The organism is Taklimakanibacter albus, from assembly GCF_016595235.1.
Lineage (GTDB): Bacteria > Pseudomonadota > Alphaproteobacteria > Rhizobiales > Aestuariivirgaceae > Taklimakanibacter > Taklimakanibacter albus.
Map to the genome: position 1 here is coordinate 17,962 of NZ_JAENHL010000004.1, position 18,977 is coordinate 36,938.

Consider the following 18,977-nt stretch of genomic DNA (forward strand, 5'->3'; position numbering starts at 1 on the left):
TCACTCTAGCGCAAGAACCCAGCGCAATCAAAAGACAAAGGCAGGCCTGTCCACAGCCACCCCCGGCAGCCGCGCGATCGACGCCTCGAAAGCCGGCAGCGAGCTGATCGCCCCGTCATGGCGGGTGAACACTGTAGCCGTCGCCACCGTATGATCGCCGACCACCGCGACGAGCCGGCCGCCATCCTGCAATTGCTGCAGCAACGCCGGCGGCACCATCGGCACCCGGCCATCGATCACGATAGCGTCATAGAGCTCGCCCGCTTTCCAGCCGGTGGCGTGCGCCGCCTTGTGGACCTGCGCATTGGTGATCCCGAGCGTGCCGAGATTGGTCGCCGTGGCGTCGACGAAAGCCTGGTCCTCGTCGATGGCGACGACCGCGTTGCAGAGTCGCGCGAGCAAGGCCGTAGAATAGCCGGTGACGCAGCCGATATGCAGCGCCTTCTCGTCGGCATCGATTTCCGCGAGCTGGACGAGCTTGGCCAGCGCCATCGGCTCCATCAGCGAGCGCCCGCCACCAAGATCGATATCCTCGTCCATGTAGGCGACGGCGCGACGCGCTTCCGGCACGAACACTTCGCGCGGCAGTCCTGCCATCGCCTGGATGATGCGCCCATCGGTGATGCCGTTGGGGCGGATTTGCGAGTCGATCATTCGTGATCGGGCGATAGCGAAATCGGTCATAAGACGCTGATAACCAAATAGGGACAGTCTGTCCATCTGCCAATCGTAACACATTGTAGTTGCCGCGAGCTTCGACTATAAGGCCCGCCGAAGGCCTCGTGGCGGAGTGGTTACGCAGCGGACTGCAAATCCGTGTACCTCGGTTCGATTCCGGGCGAGGCCTCCAATCTTCCCTATATAAATCAATAAGTTTGTAGGATCTGTGACAGTGCCGTCTGATCACGGATACCAGGCTCCGCGCCCTGCCTATTTGGCACTTTAGAGATACAGGAAGACAGGTTTGAGCAGATGCTTTCGGGGCTCGCATGAGAGCGCTGATTCGCGCCTCGAAGCACTTCGTCAGGTTGCTTTTTCACCGCTCGAGAAGCCGAAACGGCGCGCCCATTTCGGGTGTTTACTGACCAGCCAGCGGCCGAGCCTGATCTCGGCCCTTCGCCTGAGCCGGCGCGCGATCGGAACATCGACGGCCAGAATCAAAAGGCCCAGCGGCACCATCCAGAAACCGAGGATCGGCAGGAAGCCCAGGAAACCTCCCAGGATAAGCAGACCGCCTAGGATGATTCTGACAACCGGGTGACCGGGAAGATGGAATTTCCGCCCGCCGAATTTGACACTATGCATGAGCACCTGCGCCTTTGTTACCTCGCAGATATAGGGGGGCTGCGACCGGTTTTCGACGGCTTGCAAAAAGACTTTTCAAATGCGAGAAAGCTATGTATACGCGCTGCCATTCCCCGGTAGCTCAGTGGTAGAGCAAGCGGCTGTTAACCGCTTGGTCGCTGGTTCGAGTCCGGCCCGGGGAGCCAGTTTTCAAAAGGGTTTAGCGAATGGTCGCTAAGCCCTTTTTCATTGACGGGTACGCAGCGGCGAGTTGGCTGCTTGGTAGAGGCCAGACGGGCGCGAGCGCATCACCGCTCTCACTTTCAGGGTGTTCGAACGCGCTTTGACCATCTCCCGGAGGCAATCCAAAATGCGAGCATTCTGGAAAAGCGAGGACTGCGGCGTTTCAGACGCAGTTGTGCTATTGGATCTCTCAGCCATGAGGCCTCCACAACTGGTTGCTGGTCATGGGCCGCGACGGAGAAGGACTCCCCTTCCCGCTCAGAGGCCATCCGGCGGCTTGTCGAGGCCGGGCTGAAGCGATCAAAAAGGAAATGTGGATGATCTCCAAGCGACAAGAAGCTGACCGTCAGTTCCTGAAGGTATCGCGCAAGGAAAAAGCTCAGCAGACGACTTCCAAATCTCGTTCGATCACCGACGCCGACAAGGCGAGACGGGACGTGAAGACCACTGACCTGAGGAAGCAGCGCGAGGCAAGGGACGCCGGCCAGGCTGAGGGTGGGCTGAAAAAGGCCACTTAGCGCGTTCAATCAGACTTCGTAATCGAAGACCAGGATACCTGCGATCCCGCCCCGCGCGGCTTCGACGAGAGCTTTGCCCACTTTCATATGCTCGGGATGCGGAAGATAGGCGTCCCGCGCTGCGGCATCGCGGAAATCGACCACGAAGCCATGGCGGAATCCCTTTTCGAGATTTTCCGGACTGTTGTTGGCGCCGCCGGTGACGGCGAGGATGCCGTCGATCTTCTCTTTCAGCGTCGCCACTGAATTGAGTGCCCGGCTAATGGCCGCCTCGTCGAGTTCCGGCCTGAAGTTGATGAGCACGACATGGCGTATCATGAGTTACATCCATAAGCAGAAAGGAGCTTTCTCCCACCAAAGGACGAAAAGTTACACGTATTGCCGGATTGCCGCCAGGGTACGCGACATACCTTTCCATCCACACAACCTGATATGATGATCATCCCATCCCCGGCTCGAATTGAGTTCCTCTGGAAGGATGAGAGTCATGTCGAACGACGCCTCTCGACTACGGGCCGTTTCGTTTGCGGCAAGCGTGTATCTGTTTTTTGAAGCTGGCCTTGCCGCCCAGACGGTGGACGAACTGCCGGACCCGCAAGAGCCCATGCTGGCGGAGCCGGGCGATTGGGCTGCCGATTTCAATGAAGCCCAGCTGGCCTGCTATCAAGGATCGATGCGCGCCTGTGACTCGATCTGGCTGAGCGAGCGGGTCCTGCTCGATTCATTCCTGGACCACTATGGACGGACCTGCGGCGGCCGGGTTGACCTCCGTGAGATCCGGCGCGCCAACCTCAATTGCACCGAGGCCTTTCCCGGTCACGATTGAACGTCGCTCACTCCGCCAGTCCAGCTTTCTTCAGGCCATCGGCAAATATCGCAAGGTGCTCGGGCCGGCTGATCGGGAGCCAGTCCGTGATATTTGAAACGCGTAAAGCCGGATCGAGCTTACGCATCTCCCCGATGGCCCGTCTTGCTTCCTGTTGGCGGCCGCCGAGCGCCCGGGTCGCTGCAATCAGCGCCACGACCATGAGAAAGCTCGGCAGATTGCCATATGACCGCTCCGCCCATGCGGACGCCGCCTCAATTCGACCGGCAAACAGATGCGCCATCGCGATCCCCGCCTGCATGCGATAGAGCTCCGGGTCGACGGGGCTCAATCGCATGGCCCGCTCGAAGTGCTCGATTGCTTCTTCGCATTCACCGTGCCAGGTCCGAAGGAAACCGCTGAGAAACCAGGCCGAAGCCAGATTGGGGTTCAGGAATATGGCTCTGTCGAGAAGCGCGATGCCACTGTCGAGATCACCGGCCAGATGCGCCAGCGCATGGCCGCCTCGCGTGAGGGCTACGGCGTCATCCCTACCCAATTCGACGGCACGGCGCGCCAGGCGTTCTCCCTCGACGGTTTCCCACGCGCGGTCTTCTGTCCAACCGTTGATCTTGCGCCAGAAGTAGGACCAGGCCGCCATGGCATGGGCGGCCGCGAATTCGGGATCGAGCTCGATGCTTCTCCGGAACAGCGACAAGGCTTCATCGACGGCTTCTTGTGTGCCCCGATGCACATGGGCGACCCCGCGCAGGTAGCAATCATAGGCGTTCAGACTGGCCGTAGGCTTTTTCTTGGCGCGCTCGATCTCGGCCAATTCCATTTGCGGGGCGATCGCGCCGGCGACACTTGCCGCGATCTCGTCCTGCAGCTCGAAGATATCCTCAAGCCGTCCCTCGAAACGATCTGCCCACAGATGCGTGCCGGTTGACGCCTCGATAAGCTGTCCCGTGATGCGGATGCGATCCGCGGATTTGCGCAAACTGCCTTCCAGCACATAGCTGACACCGAGCTGCTGGCCCACCTGCTTCAAGTCGGCCGCCCCGCCCCGATACGTGAAGCTCGAATTGCGCGCGACGACGAACAGCCAGCGCACGCGCGAGAGTGCGGTGATGATCTCCTCCACCACCCCATCCGCGAAATAGGCCTGCTCGGGATCCCCGCTCAAATTCTGGAATGGCAGAACGGCGATGGATGGCTTGCTCGGCAGGAGTGGGATCGGATGTAAGACATCCAGCGTGGGGTCGGGACCTGGATCCGAAACGCGCTCGGCCGCTCGAGTTTCGGTGACGTCGCCCACGAAGCGGAAGCCCTTTCGTGGGATCGTGCGAACGAGGTGCTGTTCCTCGCCACTGTCGCCGATGGCCTTGCGAACCGCATTGATATGGCTGGTGAGCGTCGATTCCGAAACGATGCGCCCGCCCCATACCGCCTCGATCATATGATCCTTGCTCACCACGTGGTCACGGTTCTGAACCAGATAGAGCAGCAGATCGAATACCTGAGGCCCGACGCCCACCGCTTTCGCGGCCCGCGTAAGCTCTCGGCGCTCGGGGTCGAGGACACAGTCTGAGAACAGGAATTGCACGTAGAACTCCGCCAGCAGCCAACCGGCGAGTGTCGGTCAGGATATAGGGCATGTTACCGGCCCTTGGACATATTTCCAAGGCGGACCCAAGGACATTTGAAGGTTGCCGCAAAGCCTTTCTGCGGCGCTCAAGGCAATCTCCAGGCCGTACCGACGTCAGCACGGCGCGACGCGGGGTTGCAGGAGATATCTCATGAAGATCGTTGTCATCGGCGGAACCGGCCTTATCGGTTCGAAGGTCGTCGGATTGTTGCGCGGCAAAGGCCACGACGTTCTGGCCGCGTCCCCAAACACGGGCGTGAACACCATCACGCGCGAAGGGCTGGCGGAAGCCCTTTCAGGCGCAAACATTGTCATCGACGTGGCCAACGCGCCGTCATTCGAGGACAAGGCCGTTTTGGAGTTCTTCGAGACGGCGGGTCGCAATCTGCTCGCCGCGGAGGAAGCTGCCGGCGTCAGGCATCACGTGGCGCTCTCCGTCGTGGGTGCCGATCGCCTCCCCGACAGCGGCTATATGCGCGCCAAGGTGGCGCAGGAAAAACTCATTCAATCGTCGAAGACCCCGTATACGATCGTCCGCTCGACCCAATTCTTCGAGTTCGTCGAGGCGATCACCCGATCGGCATCGGACGGCAATGCGATCCGCCTGTCGCCGGCGCTACTTCAGCCCATAGCCTCGGATGATGTAGCATCGGCCCTGGCTGTAACTGCCACGGGCGAAGCAGCCAACGGAATCGTCGAGCTCGCAGGCCCCGAGAGAATTCCGCTCGACGCTCTGGTGCGATCTCACCTCGAGGCGACGGGCGACCGCCGGCAAGTCATTGCCGATATCCGCGCCCGTTATTTCGGCGCCGAGCTCGACGACAGGTCGCTTACGCCCGGCGCACATCCGATGCTCGGCACGATCCGCTTCGAGGATTGGCTGCTCCGTACATCCAATCGGGCCTGAACGCGTTCGCTCCCCAGCTGCGAGCGACATTCCATTTCAAGGAGACAACCATGCTCAAATCAACCTGCATCGCCGCATCCGTCGTGCTCGGAACAGCCGCCATCGCCAACGGCGTGTTCATGCTGATCGATCCGGAGCGCTGGTACTACGCAGTGCCTGGCGTGACCACGACCGGCCTGTTCAATCAGCACTTCGTCCGCGACATCGGATTGATTTTCCTGCTCGTCGGCGGCGCGTTCCTGCTCGGCGCCGTCCGGCCGAACCTCCGGATCGTATCATGGGCAGCGCCGTCGATCTGGCTCTCGGGCCATGCGCTTTTTCATTTCTGGGAAGTGGCCGTCGGTATCTGCGGCCCATCGGTCCTGGCACGCGACTTTCCGGCGGTGACGCTGCCGGCCTTGATCGGGCTCGCCATCACGATTTGGGCGATAGCCGATTCCCGCACGGCAACGGCGGCCGGGACCGTCGGGAGATCCGCGTGATGAGTGCCCTCGCACTTTGACGCCGTCACATTGGAGGCCTGCCATGAACGAGGAAAAGGAGGAACGGCGGCGTCCGGCCGATGCGGAAATGGGCCGCGTTCTGAAGACCGAGCCGCTCAACATCGTATCCGGTCTCGACCCGTCTTCCGGCACGATCGCCCATTGGAAACATGGCGCCCTGCATGACGTTGTTCAGCCAATGGCCGATCATGTGATCATGACATACATCGACACGATGCAACCCCTGGAGCGCCGGACGGGTCGCAGCGTAGCGACTGGCGTGGCACGCCCAGGGGTTGTGACGATCATCCCGGCAGGCACGAGCGCGCGCTGGGACATCGCCGGCGACGTCGATGTCGTTCAGCTGTATCTTCCTCACGCAACGATCGAACGCGTAGCTGCCGAAGCCGACAGTGCATTGCCGGCCGAGCTTCTGGAACGAACCGGCCATCTCGACCCGATTACGGCGCGCCTGCTCGCCACGGCGTCGGAAGCGGTCGAGGGCAACACGACGCTCGACGTCATGTTCCGTCAGCAACTGACAGACCTGCTGGCAACCCGCCTGTTGGCAGCGCATTCCGAGATGCCGCTCATACCCAGACCGGCGTCGGGCGGGCTCCCGCCCGGAATTCTACGCCGCGCCTTGGGGCGCCTTCGCTCGGAAAGCGATGCGGATGTCTCGTTGGCCGCCTTGGCCGCGGATGCCGGCTTGTCGCGCTTTCATTTCTGCCGTGCGTTCAAGGAAAGCACCGGGAAGTCGCCGCATGTCTGGCTCCGGCAGCACCGGTTGGAGCAGGCAAAGGCGATGCTGCGCGATCCGTCCATGTCGATCATCGCGGTCGCCATGGCGCTTGGCTATGCGTCCCAGACGGCCTTCGCCGCGGCGTTCAAGAAGCTGACCGGGATATCTCCCAGCGAATTTCGGCGCATGGCGACTTAACCGCAATTCCTCTGCAATTGCCGCAATCGCTCTGGCGTGGCCGCTGACGCGCTTCGCTAAATCACCTCCATGCCCGCACGCCTCGGGCGAAACGAACGGGCTCAGCACCGTAACCAAAGGAGATCCTGAAATGTTGGACGCAACGACAAAACTGAGTTTGGACACCATCTCAAATCCCGACAGAACGAAGCCCGAGGAGCTGGTTCCGTCGCGCTACGCGCTGCGGATCGGCGAGATCGATGTGCTGGTGATCAGCGATGGCGTTCTGCCGCTCCCGACCGAGATGCTGGGGCATAATGCCAGCCCGGCCGTCCGGGCGGCCTGGCTGGACGACATGTTCCTGCCGCGGGATGCTTGCGACTGGCCGCTGAACGCAGTCCTGGTGCGCAGCGGCGGCCGAACCATACTCATCGACGCCGGGCTGGGCTTCGACCCGGACTTGCAGTTGCCGCGGGCCGGCCAGCTGGTCAAACGACTGGAGGCTGCCGGCATCGACCTCGCATCCGTGACCGACGTCGTGCTTACCCACATGCATATGGACCACATTGGCGGGCTGCTCGTCGATGGCATGAAGGAGCGGCTGCGTCCGGACCTGCGGATCCACGTCGCGGCCGCCGAGGTCAAATTCTGGGAGTCGCCCGATTTCTCCCACACATCCATGCCGCCGGGCTTCCCGGACGCGCTTCGCTCAGCCGCCAAGCGGTTCGCGAAGGAGTACCACAGCCATCTGCGGACGTTCGACGAGAAGCATGAGGTGGCGCCAGGTGTGGTCGTCTATCGCACCGGCGGCCACACGCCCGGGCACAGCGTGGTACGTATGGCGTCCGGCGAAGGCCTGACATTCGCCGGCGACGCCGTGTTCGCGGTCGGTTTTGATCAGCCCGACTGGCACAACGGCTTCGAACATGATCCCGAGGAGGCGGCGCGCGTTCGGGTCCGTCTGTTGCGGGAGATGGCCGAGACCGGCGAGATGCTGATGGCCACTCACCTGCCCTTCCCTTCCGTTGGCCGGGTGGCGATCGATGGCGACGCCTTTCGCTGGGTACCGGTCTTCTGGGACTACTGACCGTCAGCTGACTGCCACCATTTGAACATCCGGTCGACCGGCTTCGGCTCCTCTGTCGCGAGCAGGTCGACCGTCCCGCCCCCGCGCTGCGCCTGCGGCCACGCGCGCCACATTTCTCAAACCAAAGGATTCATTCGATGACCACGATCACCAGCAAGGATGGTGTCCAGATCTTCTACAAGGATTGGGGCCCGAAAACCGCTCAACCCATCGTCTTTCACCACGGCTGGCCGCTTAGCGCCGACGATTGGGATACGCAGATGCTGTATTTCCTCGGCAAGGGCTATCGCGTCATCGCCCATGACCGCCGCGGTCACGGCCGCTCCAGTCAGATCACCGACGGGCATGACATGGTCCATTACGCGGCGGATGTCGCAGCCCTCATCGCGCATCTTGACCTGCGCAACGCCATTCATATCGGACATTCGACGGGCGGTGGCGAAGCCGCGCGTTATGTGGCCCGGCACGGCAAGGGTCGCGTGGCCAAGCTCGCCCTCATCGGCGCGGTACCTCCGATCATGCTCAAGACCCGGGCAAGTCCCGAAGGATTGCCGCTCGAAGTGTTCGATGGACTGCGCAGAGACCTCGCAAGCAATCGCTCGCAGTTCTACGTCGATTTCGCGAGCGGACCATTCTATGGCTACAATCGTCCCGGCGCGAAGCCGTCCCAGGCCGTCATCTGGAACTGGTGGCGCCAGGCGATGATGGGTGGCGCCAACGCGCAGCACGACGGCATCAAGGCGTTTTCGGAAACGGACTTCACCGATGATCTGAAGGCCATCGACGTTCCCACGCTTGTGATGCACGGCGACGATGATCAGATCGTTCCCATCGCCAATTCAGCACTTCTGTCGGTGAAGCTCCTGAAGAACGGAACGCTCAAGATCTACGAGCAGCTCCCGCACGGCATGTGCACGACCCACGCAGATATCATCACTGCCGACCTCCTGAAATTCATTACGGCCTGATCCGCTCACCGCACCCGCACGAGTGCGCTTAAATCGAATGGAGAACTCCCATGAGACTTGTCATCATCGGTGCCGGCTTCGCCGGCATGTATGCAGCACTTTCTTCGGCCCGCCTTCGCGACATCAAAGGCGTGACGCCGGGAGAATTGGAGATCATGCTCGTCGCGCCGGAGCCGACTTTAGTGGTGCGGCCCCGCCTCTACGAGCCCAAGCCCGAGACATTGACGGCGCCTCTGCTCGACGTCTTCAAGGCCATCGACGTCACCTATGTCCGTGGAACCGCTGAGAGCGTCGAAACCCCGCGCCGCTCGGTTGTCGTGGCTACGCCCGAAGGCGGGCGCCGGTCCATCAACTACGATCGTCTGGTCATCGCGACGGGCAGCCGGCTGTTCCGTCCGAACGTACCGGGCCTTGCCCAGCACGCCTTCAGTGTCGACAGCCTGGAGGACGCCGTCGCGCTCGACGGTCACCTCAAGAGCCTGGCCAGCCGGCCGGCATCGGATGCGCGCAACACTGTCGTCGTTGCCGGCGGCGGCTTCACAGGGCTGGAGGCGGCTACAGAGATGCCTGCCCGGCTTCGCGCGGTGCTCGGTGAGAACGTGAAGACGAGGGTGATCATCGCCGACCGCAATACGGCAATTGCACCCGATATGGGCGCCGGTCCGCGTCCCGTGATCGAGGAGGCTCTTCGCACGCTCGGCGTCGAAACGCGTCTTGGTGCCGGGATAGTCGCGCTTGATGAGACGAGTGTCACGCTGTCCAGCGGCGAGCGTATCGAGACTGCGACTGTCATCTGGGCCGCCGGAATCCGCGCCGCTCCCCTCACCGCCCAGGTGCCCGGCGAGCGCGATAATTTTGGTCGCCTCGTCGTCGACCGCGAGCTGCGGGTCGTCGGCGTCCCGAGTGTTTTCGCGACAGGTGACGCCGCCAGGGCCGCCTGCGACGACGACGGCAACTACGCGCTGATGTCCTGCCAGCACGCGACGCGCATGGGGGCCTTCGCCGGCAACAACGCGGCGGCGGAACTGCTCGGCGAAGCACCCACCCCCTATCACCAGAAAGCCTACGTTACCTGCCTCGACCTCGGTGAGGCCGGCGCGCTGTTCACGCGCGGATGGGACCGCAAGGTCGAGCATGTTGGCGCAGACGCGAAAAAGATCAAACAGGAGATCAACACGGTTTGGATCTACCCGCCGAAACCCATGCGCGCCGCAGCGCTCGCATCCGCCGATCCGCAACGCGTGACCGATCTCTGATCCAACACCTGTCCCCAGCAACCAAATGGAGGTCACTTCAATGTTTCAGGCAATAGTGCAATCATCGACACCCTGCGGCACGCTGCTGCCTTGCGCCGGATCATGCCCGGCGGCAGGGCGGCACGATGAAGCGCAATGTTCCGGCTGCCGCCTGTCGCTTCCGTTTATTTCGGCCGCCGCGAGCGAGGAGCTTACGAGCCTGGAGCCACCGCTGCGATAGGGTATGCAGGGCGGCCTCCCCTCGGCGCTGGCCGCCCGCAGCTCACCGATTACGAGCCAACACGCCTCATACGGCGCTTCCCGCCAACGAGCGGATCCGATCCGCCAGCTCACGCTTGACGTTTACGGCGTTCAGGCTCCGGTCGGCCACCATTGTCTCGTGATGTGTCATGGCAAACAGACGGCTGGGCGTCTCTTCAATCACCTTCGCGCAGGCTTCCGTTATCTCCGGCAGAGCAGCCGCGAGACAGGCGCGCGCTTCTGCTCGGCAAGCCTCCAAGGGGTCATGGCCAAGCTCATGAAGCGCCCTTGCCCCCTTCTCCACGATATCATCGGTTAGAATATTCATACAGAGATCCTGAAGCTATGCCTTGGCTATGGAGCCGAGAGACTGATACCAGGCGGCCGATGTCGTCAAGCTTCATCTGATGCTGTTGCGCTCTCGCCAGCACGCCTCATTTAGAGTCCCGCTTCAGCCACTCGCGCCATTTTGGCTCACTGGCGGCGGCGCGCGCCTCCGCGTCATTGCCATAGAAATAGCGGCACACGCTCACATTGGTACCGGAGCCCTTATCGTAGCTGCCGATCAACACGACGCCGGGTTCGGGCTTGTCGAGCCGCAGCAGGACATAACGCTGCTTCCCGTCCTGATGGATCCGCTCGATAATAGCCGACACGGATTCGGGTCCGGATATAGCGCGTTCTTCGCCGACATCGGCGCCGGTGAGGCCGAGATCGCCGAGGAGACGCTTCCAGCTTGTGAGACGGTGCGCATCGGTGCTCTGCATCGCCATGAAGGAGGCAGCCTTCATCCCGGCGAAATGCCCGAGATAGATTCCGAGCACGCCTAGGAAGCCCGGCCAGCCGGTTTCGAAGCTCTCCATCTGATCATCCCAGTCGTCCGACGAAGTGAAGAGCGAATGCACCATGCGCACGACGCACGTGCCGCCCGAGCGCGCAGTGATGGTGATCTCGGTCGCGACCGGCGGCGCGTTCTCGGCCCAGCCGAATTCCACATAGCCGAAATGATTGGGCGGCTCCCAGGCCGTGACCTTTCCGGATGACGTCGCCCCCTGTCCGAAGTCCAGATGGAAGCTGCCGCCCACCTGCCCCTCGATCTCGGCCTTGGTGAACCAGGCGGCATTGCCGGTGCCGGCCATCGCCTCCCACACCTGCTCCGGTGTTCCGGGGGCCAGGAACTCCATTTCCACCCAGCGTTTGCCGCTTCCATCTTTCTTGATCGGCATCGTCTCTTCCTTTCAGGATTTCGCTTCCGGCGGCGCCGGATAGGAGGCAACCACGAGCCGGTGCGCCCGCCCGTCCGTCGCCGTTTCATCGTGATAACGCGCCGCCAGCTTGGTGATCATTTGGGCGAGGTCATGGGTGAAGGCGGCCCGCTCCACGGGCGATTTGAACCGGATGACCGTATCGATCGACAAGGTCGCCAGCCGCTTGTCGCTTTTGCGGGCGCCGCGCCACAATTGTCCGACCTCACGCACGATCCGCACCGCGAGCGCGATGAGGTAGCTTGCCGACAGCCGGTCATTGTTGCGCGCCGGATCGGCGCCGATCCGGCCCAGAGCGGAAGGCGATACGACATATGACCTTGCCGTCGCCACCATCAGCCTTTCGGTGATGCCGCCCCAGTGCCGCTCTTCAACCGGCCTGACGAGCTTGTGCTCTTCCAGCGCACGCAGATGGTAATTCACCTTCTGTCGCGTAAGGCCCACGCGCGCGGCAAGCGAAGCGGCCGAGCCTGGCACGCCGAGCTCCGCCAGAAGCCGGCTCTTGATCGGATCCAGCACCACTGCCGCGGCGGCCGGATCGTCGAGGACATCGAGATCGAGCATGACGGATGCTCGCATTGACAATTTTTCTTGTCAATACTGGATATCGGCGCCCGGACCTGCAGTTAACCGACATGACAGCCATCCCGGATGATCGATTGCACTGCTTCTGAAGTCGGACCTAAACTACGTGTGAGACTCATGCCGGCTGCCAGCCCGACAGCAGTACCGAATTCAAGGGAACGCGACGATGGCACATGTTTCACGCAGGGATTTTCTCAAAACCGGTGTCGCCGCGGGCGCCGCGATCAAGGTCTCCTTCCTCACCGCGCCAGCGCAGGCGCGTCTCATCGAAACGCCGCCGCATCCCGGGCCGGACTGGCTAAAGCCCGACGGAAGGCCCCGCTACCGTCTCGACGCCATCGCCAAGGTCACTGGCGAAAAGACTTTCGCGCGCGACTACCGCGCCCGCGATCTCGACGGGTGGCCCAAGGAGCAGTCGCACGCCTTCCTGCTGCATGCGACCAAGGCGGATCAGATTTTCGAAGGCGTCGAACTGAGCATCCTCGGCGACGATCTCAAGCCTGACCGGCTCGTGCTGCATGAGGATCTCGTCGCCGACGGCATCGTCATTCCCGTGCCGGGCAATTTCTATGGCGACGTCTTTCTGGTGCCCAAAGGCCAGACGGCCCGCCTTCTCGGCCAGCCGGTGGCATTGCTCGTCTATCACGACTTTGCCCGCTACGACGCAGCCAAGCGTCTCTTGCGTTTCGACGACAGGGTGGTGCGCTACGGCGCCAAGGCACCCTACTCGCATCCGCCGCATTATGGCGCGGCGCGCTACGTCCGCATCGATGGCGGTAATCCATTTGCCGAAGACAGATATTCACCGCTCAAGGATACGGTGATCTATGGCGGCTTTTCGGGCGATGATCCCGCCTGGCCTCCGGCCGGGGACGGCGATGCGATGGCGCGCGGCATGACAGCCGCCGCCGAGATCGAGAAAGAGATCGCCGCCGCCGGCCAGGATGCCCTGGTGCTCAAACACCAGTATTTCTCGCAGTCGGTCGATGCCTCGGCGATGGAGGCCGACAACGGCAATGTCTGGTACGATCCCACGACCGGCATCCTGCATATGATGGTGGCGACCCAGTCGCCTTATGAGGTGGCCGAGGTCGCCGCCATCCTGGTCTCGAAGTCGAAATTCAAGCTGGGCACCGTCGATCTCAAGGCCGGCTACACGGTGGGCTACGGCACCAAGGACCATTCGATCTTTCCGTTCTTCTGCGTTCTGGCCGGGCTCTATGGCGACGGCCGGCCGGTGCGGCTCGCCAATGACCGCTATGAGCAGTTCCAGATGGGCCTCAAGCGGCACGCTTTCTGGATGGACAACGTGCTGGTGATCGACCGCGCCACGGCCAAGATCCGCGCCATGACCGGGCATTTCAAGAATGACGGCGGCGGGCGCGCCAATTTCTCCTTCTCGGTCGGATTCGTCGGTGCCACCGCGGCGCAATCGATCTACTATTTGCCGAAGAGCGATTTCTCCGGCGCGGCGATCGCCTCGCGCGCCGTCGATGCGGGCTCGACCCGCGGCTATGGCACGCTGCAATCCATGTCGGCGACCGAGATGATGATCGACGAGGCGGCCGAGCTTTTGAGCGTCGACGCCATCGATCTCAGGCTCGCGAATGTCTTCAAGTCCGGCATGAAGAACACGCAAGGCGCGATCCCTGCCGGCGCCTTGCGCAATGAAGAGATCCTGCTGAAGGCGCGCCAGCATCCGCTGTGGCGCGACCGTCTGACGAAGAAGGCCGAATTCGAGGCCGCCAATCCCGGCAAGCGTTATGGCGTCGGCTACGGCCATGTCCAGAAGGACTATGGCACGGGCGCCGAGGCCGCCATCGCCTCGATCGAGTTCGATGCGACCGGGCGCTTGAGCTTCGCCCATGTGGCGCATGAGATCGGCACCGGCACCACGACGTCGCAGGCCATCATGGTCGGCGACATATTGGGCCGCGTGCCGGATGAGACTCACTACGCCAAGGTGGTCTGGCCGCAAATGCCGCTCGAGACCACTGAAGAGCCTTATACGATGAGCCAGGCGGACGAAGACCAGCGCAAGCAGAATCCACGCTGGACGCCGAGCTTCACCTCGCCGATGAGCGCCACCAACAGCGTCTATTATCTGGGCCATGCGACGCGCGAGGCGGCCCGCGCGCTGCTCGATCTCGCCATCTGGCCCGCCGCTTTGGCGCTGTGGTCGCGCGGCATCGGCGGCGGCGCGATCGCGCCCTATACGGTCAGGCGCGAGGACCTGCGTCTCGCCCATGGCATGGTCAATGCCGGCGGCCTGCCGCCGCTCAGCCTTGGCGATGTCGCCGCCGAGGCGCATCGGCAAGGTCTCATCACCGGCGTCACCGTGCACAGCTTCAACCGCTGGCAATGGGCGGAAGCCGAGTTCGATATTCCGGGCGCCGGACGTCACAAACTGCCGGTCGATGCGCTGGCCGTCAAATATGGTGACGGCGCGCCGGCTGATCGCAAAGCGTTGCAGACGCTCGACGGCTGGCAGTTCGTCGACCGCGCCGGCGTCGCCTATCCGCCCACCCAGCGCAACAATGCCGGCGTCACTTACTACGCGCCGATGGCGACCTTTGCCGAGGTCGTGGTCGATATCGGCTCCGGCGAGGTGACGCTCCTGTCGCATCACTCGATCATGGAATGCGGCACCCAGATCGTACCGGAGCTCGTCTCGGGCCAGATCCAGGGTGGCATCGCCATGGGGGTCGGCCATGCGCTCAAGGAGTATCTGCCGCTTTACGAGGACGGTCCAGGTGACGGCACCTGGAACTGGAACCGTTATGAGCTGCCGCGCTCGAAGGATGTCGCGGTGTGGTCGCAGACCGCCGAGATCCTGGCACCGTTGTCGGAGACCGACGCGCCCAAGGGCATCGCCGAGGTGGTGATGATCGCCATCGTGCCGGCCATCGCCAATGCGGTCGCGCAGGCGATCGGCCGGCGCTTCTATTCTTTGCCGATCACCGCGGAAAAGATCAGGGAGGCGCTGGCATGACGATCGCGCTCAAGAAGCTGTCGCTCACCGTCAACGGCAAGGCCGTCGACCCGGTGGATGTGCCCGACACCATGATGATGCAGGACTTCCTCTATGAATATCTCAATCTCACCGGCGCCCGCATGGGCTGCGGCCAGGGCATCTGTCATGCCTGCACGGTGATCGTCGAGAATGACGATGGCACGCTCGCCGAGATGCGCACCTGCATTACCGGCGCGCACTGGTTCGAAGGCCGGAAGGTGCGCACCATCGAAGGCCATGCGAAACGCGATGCGAGCGGCGCCATCACCCAGCTGTCGCCGGTGCAGCAGGCCTTCATCGAGCACTTCTCCTTCCAATGCGGTTACTGCACGCCGGGCTTCGTAACCGGCGCCACGGTGCTGCTCGACGAATTGAAACGCCAGCCCGTGGCGCGCGCCGATCTTGAGCGCGCCATCAGCGAAGCGCTCGACAAGCATATCTGCCGCTGTACTGGCTATGTCCGCTATTACGAGGCGGTGCGCGACGTCATCCTCAACACCCCTGGCCTCATCAAAGCGTAATCGTCATGAACAAACGCACCGTGTTGTGGACCGCGATCGTGCTGGCCCTGCTCGCCTTGCTGGTGCTGGGCTGCGTCTTCTTCGGCCTGTTCGAGAAGAGCGTGGTGGCGAAGGACGTCGACCAGCCTTTGAGCCCTGAGCAGATGAAGACCCTGGCGGTGCGCGGCGCCTATGTCGCGGTCGCCGCCGATTGTTATGCCTGCCATACCGCCAAGGGCGGTGCGCCCTGGGCCGGCGGCCTGCCTTTCACGACGCCCTTCGGCACGATCTACGCCACCAATATTTCGCCCGACAAGGAGCATGGCATCGGCAACTGGACGCGGGCCGAATTCCACCGCGCGGTGCGCGACGGCGTCGGCAAGGGCGACACGCATCTCTATCCGGCCATGCCTTATGCCTCCTACCGTCTGATGACGGCCGAGGATGTCGATGCGGTCTATGCCTATCTTATGAGCCGGCCACCGATGAAGGTGGCCAATAAGCCGAACGACTTGAACTTCCCCTTCAACATCCGCAGGGTTCTGACTTTCTGGAATCTCGTGAACCTTCCCGCCGACATGCCGCCGCTCGACGCGGCGCGGTTGGAGATCTGGAATCGCGGCCGCTATGTGGTCGACGCGCTCGGCCATTGCGGCGAATGCCACACACCGCGAAACATCATGCAGGGCATGAAGGCGAGTGAATATCTCAAAGGCGCGGTGCTCGAAGGTGTCGTCGCGCCCGACATCACCAAGGACGGCCTGGCACGCATGGGCTTCGATCCAGTGCTGCTGCCGGCCTTCATGAAATCCGGCATCTCGGCGCAAGGCGCCATGACCAACCAGATGTTCGAGGTCGTGCATTTCTCGACCCAATATATGACGGGTGAGGATCTCGCCGCGCTGTCGGCCTATCTGTTCGACCTCGACAAGCTGCCTGACAAGCCTGCCTCCCCCACTCAGCCCAAGCCGGTCGCGGTGGCGCCGGAGCTCGCCACGGCGGCGCGCGGCAATTATCTGGCGCTCTGCTCGGGTTGCCACGGTATCGAAGGCCAGGGCATTCCGCATGTGGTGGTGCCCTTGTCGACCAATGCATCGCTCCGGCTCGCCAGCGCCCGCAACCTCATCCACACGGTGCTCAACGGTATCCCTGGCCAGCATTTCCCGGGTCTCGAGCGCATGCAGCCCATGCCCGGCTTCAAGGATCAGCTCGACGACCGGCAAGTGGCCGATCTCGCCAACTGGCTGCGCGCCGAATGGGGCGGCGAGACGCCGAGCGCCAAGGCAGAGGATGTCGCGGCAATCCGGCGTGACGAGTGAGCGGCAAGGGTCTGGCCGTCACGGGACTGACATAAGCGCGGCGCTAGCTGGTGGAAGCCACGCGCTCATGGAGATCACAATGCGCAAGCTTCTTCCCCTGCTCACCGTCCTCATCCTCACCGGCCTGACCCCCGTCCAGGCGGAAGAGGCCAAGCCCTTCGCCGATGCCAAGGAAATCGATCTCGTCACGATACTGCCGCCGCCGCCAGCCAACGACTCGGCGCAGACCAAGGCGGAGCTCGGCGAGGTTCTGACTCTTCAGGTCACCCGCACGCCGGAAATGGTCGCCAACGCGCAAGCCGACGCGGTCGAGGATGTCTGGCGCTTCGCCAACGTCATGGGACCCGAGTTCAACAAGGATAGACTACCGAAGTTCTCCGCGTTCTTCGATCGCGTCGTGGCGACCGAAGGCGCCGTCGTCGATCCGGCCAAGGACGTCTTCAAGCGTCCGCGTCCGCATCAGTTGAGCGACCTGGTCAAGCCGGCGGTGAAGATTTCCAATTCCGGCGCCTGGCCTTCAGGCCACACCACGGTCGGCACGCTGATGGGCATCGTGCTGTCCAACATGGTCCCGGAGAAGAAGGCGGAGATCATGGCGCGCGCCTGGGACTACGGCAATAACCGCATCGTCGGCGGCATTCACTATCGTTCCGATGTCGAGATGGGCCGCATTGCCGGCAGCGTCATCGCCGCCACCATCATGCGGCATGACGACTTCAAGGCCGAGTTCGCGGAAGCGCGGACGGAGCTGCGTCATTCGCTCGGCCTCCCCGACCTCGCGCATTAGAAGACCCTTACGCCTGGCGCGGACCGTCGGTAGGCAAACTTGCAAATACCCAGTCAGCCCCCTAAACTGATTGCATAAAGCAATCAGTTTAGGGGTGCCACATGTCGAAACTCTGTGTCCGCGCTTTTACGATCTCCCTAGACGGCTTCGGCGCCGGTCCCAACCAGAGCCTCGAGAACCCGCTCGGCGTCGAAGGAGAGAACCTCCATCGGTGGTTCTTTCCGACCAAAACCTTCCAGAAGATGCTTGGCAAGGACCGGGGAACCGACGGCGTCGACAACGACTTCGCCGAGAAGAGCTTCGAGAATATCGGTGCCTGGATCATGGGCCGCAACATGTTCGGACCCGTGCGCGGCCCTTGGCCGGATGAGAGCTGGAAAGGCTGGTGGGGCGACAACCCGCCCTATCATGTGCCGGTCTTCGTGCTGACGCATCACAAACGCCCGTCCCTGACCATGGAAGGCGACAATGTCTTCCACTTCGTCAGCGACAGCATCGAGGCGGTGCTCGCGCAGGCGAAGGAAGCCGCGAAGGGCAAGGATGTTCGCATCGGCGGCGGTGTCGCCATCGTCCGGCAATATCTCGAAGCCCGCCTCATCGATGAGATGCATCTGGCGCAGTCGCCGATCCTGCTCGGCCGCGGCGAAAACCTGTTCGCCGGTCTCGACCTGCCGGCGCTCGGTTATGTGTGTGCCGACCACGTCGCGACGCCGGCCGCCACGCACCTGATCATCAAGAAACAAGGCTGAGGTCAGCTCCGCAACGGAAACAATGCGCGCAGGCGCTCGTCGCGCAAATAGAGACCGCCCCACATGATGAGCCCGAGATAAACGCCGAACAGCAGATGGCTGAAGATCGGGCTGCCGAGGCGCAGGTGGGTGGCGATGGCGCCCCCCAGATAGCCGGTCATGAGCACGGCGCCGAGCAGCGACGTGCGCGGATAGACATAGAGTGCCGTGCAGATGAGCGCCAGAATGCCGAGACCGCGCGCCAGCGCAGGGCTGGCCGGATAACCGAGTTCGGTCAATGTCGCCGTCACCACATCGAGCGGCGGCAGCTTGATGAGGCTGTCTAACAGCATGAACAGGACAAACAGTCCGCTCAAGCCATAGCCGATCCGGTTAGTTGTTTTGCTGCCCATAGCCATGTCT

Annotated in this window: 21 protein-coding genes and 2 tRNA genes; 15 read left to right on the forward strand and 8 right to left on the reverse strand. The window is 62.7% G+C overall.

The features are described from left to right. Positions 1-27: 27 nt before the first annotated feature. The gene (locus JHL16_RS01370) at positions 28-654 is read right to left on the reverse strand and encodes a protein-L-isoaspartate O-methyltransferase family protein (protein ID WP_200183120.1); all 627 of its coding nucleotides are present in this window, start codon (positions 652-654) and stop codon (positions 28-30) included. Between the two features lie 122 nt (positions 655-776). Here JHL16_RS01370 and JHL16_RS01375 point away from each other — a divergent pair. Further along, a tRNA-Cys gene (locus JHL16_RS01375) sits at positions 777-850 on the forward strand. Positions 851-1,023: 173 nt separating this feature from the next. Here JHL16_RS01375 and JHL16_RS01380 read toward each other — a convergent pair. Then, positions 1,024-1,305, reverse strand: a complete 282-nt coding sequence (locus JHL16_RS01380) for a hypothetical protein (protein ID WP_246770731.1) — start codon at positions 1,303-1,305, stop codon at positions 1,024-1,026. Positions 1,306-1,415: 110 nt separating this feature from the next. Here JHL16_RS01380 and JHL16_RS01385 point away from each other — a divergent pair. Both JHL16_RS01385 and JHL16_RS01390 read left to right on the forward strand, forming a co-directional pair. Continuing rightward, positions 1,416-1,490: transfer RNA gene (locus JHL16_RS01385), tRNA-Asn, on the forward strand. Between the two features lie 261 nt (positions 1,491-1,751). Continuing rightward, positions 1,752-2,045, forward strand: coding sequence for a hypothetical protein (locus tag JHL16_RS01390; RefSeq protein WP_200183121.1), 294 nt, complete (start codon positions 1,752-1,754; stop codon positions 2,043-2,045). A 9-nt stretch (positions 2,046-2,054) separates the two neighbouring features. On the opposite strand, the gene JHL16_RS01395 is transcribed toward JHL16_RS01390, so the two are convergent. Further along, positions 2,055-2,363, reverse strand: coding sequence for a Dabb family protein (locus JHL16_RS01395; protein WP_200183122.1), 309 nt, complete (start codon positions 2,361-2,363; stop codon positions 2,055-2,057). Between the two features lie 169 nt (positions 2,364-2,532). On the opposite strand from JHL16_RS01395, the gene JHL16_RS01400 reads away from it, so the two are divergent. Then, a complete protein-coding gene (locus tag JHL16_RS01400) occupies positions 2,533-2,871 on the forward strand; it encodes a hypothetical protein (RefSeq protein WP_200183123.1) in 339 nt (112 codons plus the stop codon). A gap of 7 nt (positions 2,872-2,878) precedes the next feature. Here the strand turns inward: JHL16_RS01400 and JHL16_RS01405 are convergent, their stop codons facing one another. Further along, complete coding sequence (locus JHL16_RS01405) at positions 2,879-4,456, reverse strand: winged helix-turn-helix domain-containing protein (protein WP_200183124.1); 1,578 nt, start codon at positions 4,454-4,456, stop codon at positions 2,879-2,881. A gap of 193 nt (positions 4,457-4,649) precedes the next feature. On the opposite strand from JHL16_RS01405, the gene JHL16_RS01410 reads away from it, so the two are divergent. The 6 genes from JHL16_RS01410 to JHL16_RS01435 all read left to right on the forward strand — a co-directional run bounded on the left by JHL16_RS01410 (position 4,650) and on the right by JHL16_RS01435 (position 10,117). Beyond that, a complete protein-coding gene (locus JHL16_RS01410) occupies positions 4,650-5,405 on the forward strand; it encodes an SDR family oxidoreductase (RefSeq protein ID WP_200183125.1) in 756 nt (251 codons plus the stop codon). Between the two features lie 50 nt (positions 5,406-5,455). Next, positions 5,456-5,887 carry a hypothetical protein gene (locus JHL16_RS01415; RefSeq protein ID WP_200183126.1) on the forward strand — a complete coding sequence of 144 codons (432 nt, stop codon included), beginning with the start codon at positions 5,456-5,458 and terminating at the stop codon, positions 5,885-5,887. 43 nt (positions 5,888-5,930) lie between these two features. Further along, positions 5,931-6,827 (forward strand): helix-turn-helix domain-containing protein, encoded by an 897-nt coding sequence (locus JHL16_RS01420; protein WP_200183127.1) that lies wholly within the window; start codon positions 5,931-5,933, stop codon positions 6,825-6,827. A gap of 130 nt (positions 6,828-6,957) precedes the next feature. Next, the gene (locus JHL16_RS01425) at positions 6,958-7,893 is read left to right on the forward strand and encodes an MBL fold metallo-hydrolase (protein ID WP_200183128.1); all 936 of its coding nucleotides are present in this window, start codon (positions 6,958-6,960) and stop codon (positions 7,891-7,893) included. A 137-nt stretch (positions 7,894-8,030) separates the two neighbouring features. Beyond that, entirely contained in the window at positions 8,031-8,861 is an 831-nt protein-coding gene (locus JHL16_RS01430; protein ID WP_200183129.1) for an alpha/beta fold hydrolase, read from the forward strand. Positions 8,862-8,911: 50 nt separating this feature from the next. Further along, entirely contained in the window at positions 8,912-10,117 is a 1,206-nt protein-coding gene (locus JHL16_RS01435; RefSeq protein ID WP_200183130.1) for an NAD(P)/FAD-dependent oxidoreductase, read from the forward strand. Between the two features lie 286 nt (positions 10,118-10,403). On the opposite strand, the gene JHL16_RS01440 is transcribed toward JHL16_RS01435, so the two are convergent. From JHL16_RS01440 to JHL16_RS01450, 3 genes are all read right to left on the reverse strand, one after another. After that, complete coding sequence (locus tag JHL16_RS01440) at positions 10,404-10,685, reverse strand: hypothetical protein (protein ID WP_200183131.1); 282 nt, start codon at positions 10,683-10,685, stop codon at positions 10,404-10,406. Positions 10,686-10,791: 106 nt separating this feature from the next. Then, positions 10,792-11,583, reverse strand: a complete 792-nt coding sequence (locus JHL16_RS01445) for an SRPBCC family protein (RefSeq protein ID WP_200183132.1) — start codon at positions 11,581-11,583, stop codon at positions 10,792-10,794. Between the two features lie 12 nt (positions 11,584-11,595). After that, the gene (locus JHL16_RS01450; protein WP_246770732.1) at positions 11,596-12,201 is read right to left on the reverse strand and encodes a winged helix-turn-helix domain-containing protein; all 606 of its coding nucleotides are present in this window, start codon (positions 12,199-12,201) and stop codon (positions 11,596-11,598) included. A gap of 172 nt (positions 12,202-12,373) precedes the next feature. Between JHL16_RS01450 and JHL16_RS01455 the strand changes: the two genes are divergently transcribed. From JHL16_RS01455 to JHL16_RS01475, 5 genes are all read left to right on the forward strand, one after another. Further along, complete coding sequence (locus tag JHL16_RS01455; RefSeq protein ID WP_200183133.1) at positions 12,374-15,199, forward strand: xanthine dehydrogenase family protein molybdopterin-binding subunit; 2,826 nt, start codon at positions 12,374-12,376, stop codon at positions 15,197-15,199. Beyond that, entirely contained in the window at positions 15,196-15,741 is a 546-nt protein-coding gene (locus JHL16_RS01460; protein ID WP_200183134.1) for a (2Fe-2S)-binding protein, read from the forward strand. Before JHL16_RS01455 ends, JHL16_RS01460 begins: the two co-directional genes overlap by 4 nt. Positions 15,742-15,746: 5 nt before the next feature. Continuing rightward, on the forward strand, positions 15,747-17,039 hold the full coding sequence (locus tag JHL16_RS01465) for a cytochrome c (RefSeq protein ID WP_200183135.1): 1,293 nt from the start codon (positions 15,747-15,749) through the stop codon (positions 17,037-17,039). 79 nt (positions 17,040-17,118) lie between these two features. After that, a complete protein-coding gene (locus tag JHL16_RS01470; protein WP_200183136.1) occupies positions 17,119-17,826 on the forward strand; it encodes an acid phosphatase in 708 nt (235 codons plus the stop codon). A gap of 101 nt (positions 17,827-17,927) precedes the next feature. After that, positions 17,928-18,575 (forward strand): dihydrofolate reductase family protein, encoded by a 648-nt coding sequence (locus JHL16_RS01475; RefSeq protein WP_200183137.1) that lies wholly within the window; start codon positions 17,928-17,930, stop codon positions 18,573-18,575. A 2-nt stretch (positions 18,576-18,577) separates the two neighbouring features. On the opposite strand, the gene JHL16_RS01480 is transcribed toward JHL16_RS01475, so the two are convergent. Beyond that, positions 18,578-18,973 (reverse strand): DoxX family protein, encoded by a 396-nt coding sequence (locus tag JHL16_RS01480; protein ID WP_200183138.1) that lies wholly within the window; start codon positions 18,971-18,973, stop codon positions 18,578-18,580. Between the last annotated feature and the right edge of the window lie 4 nt (positions 18,974-18,977).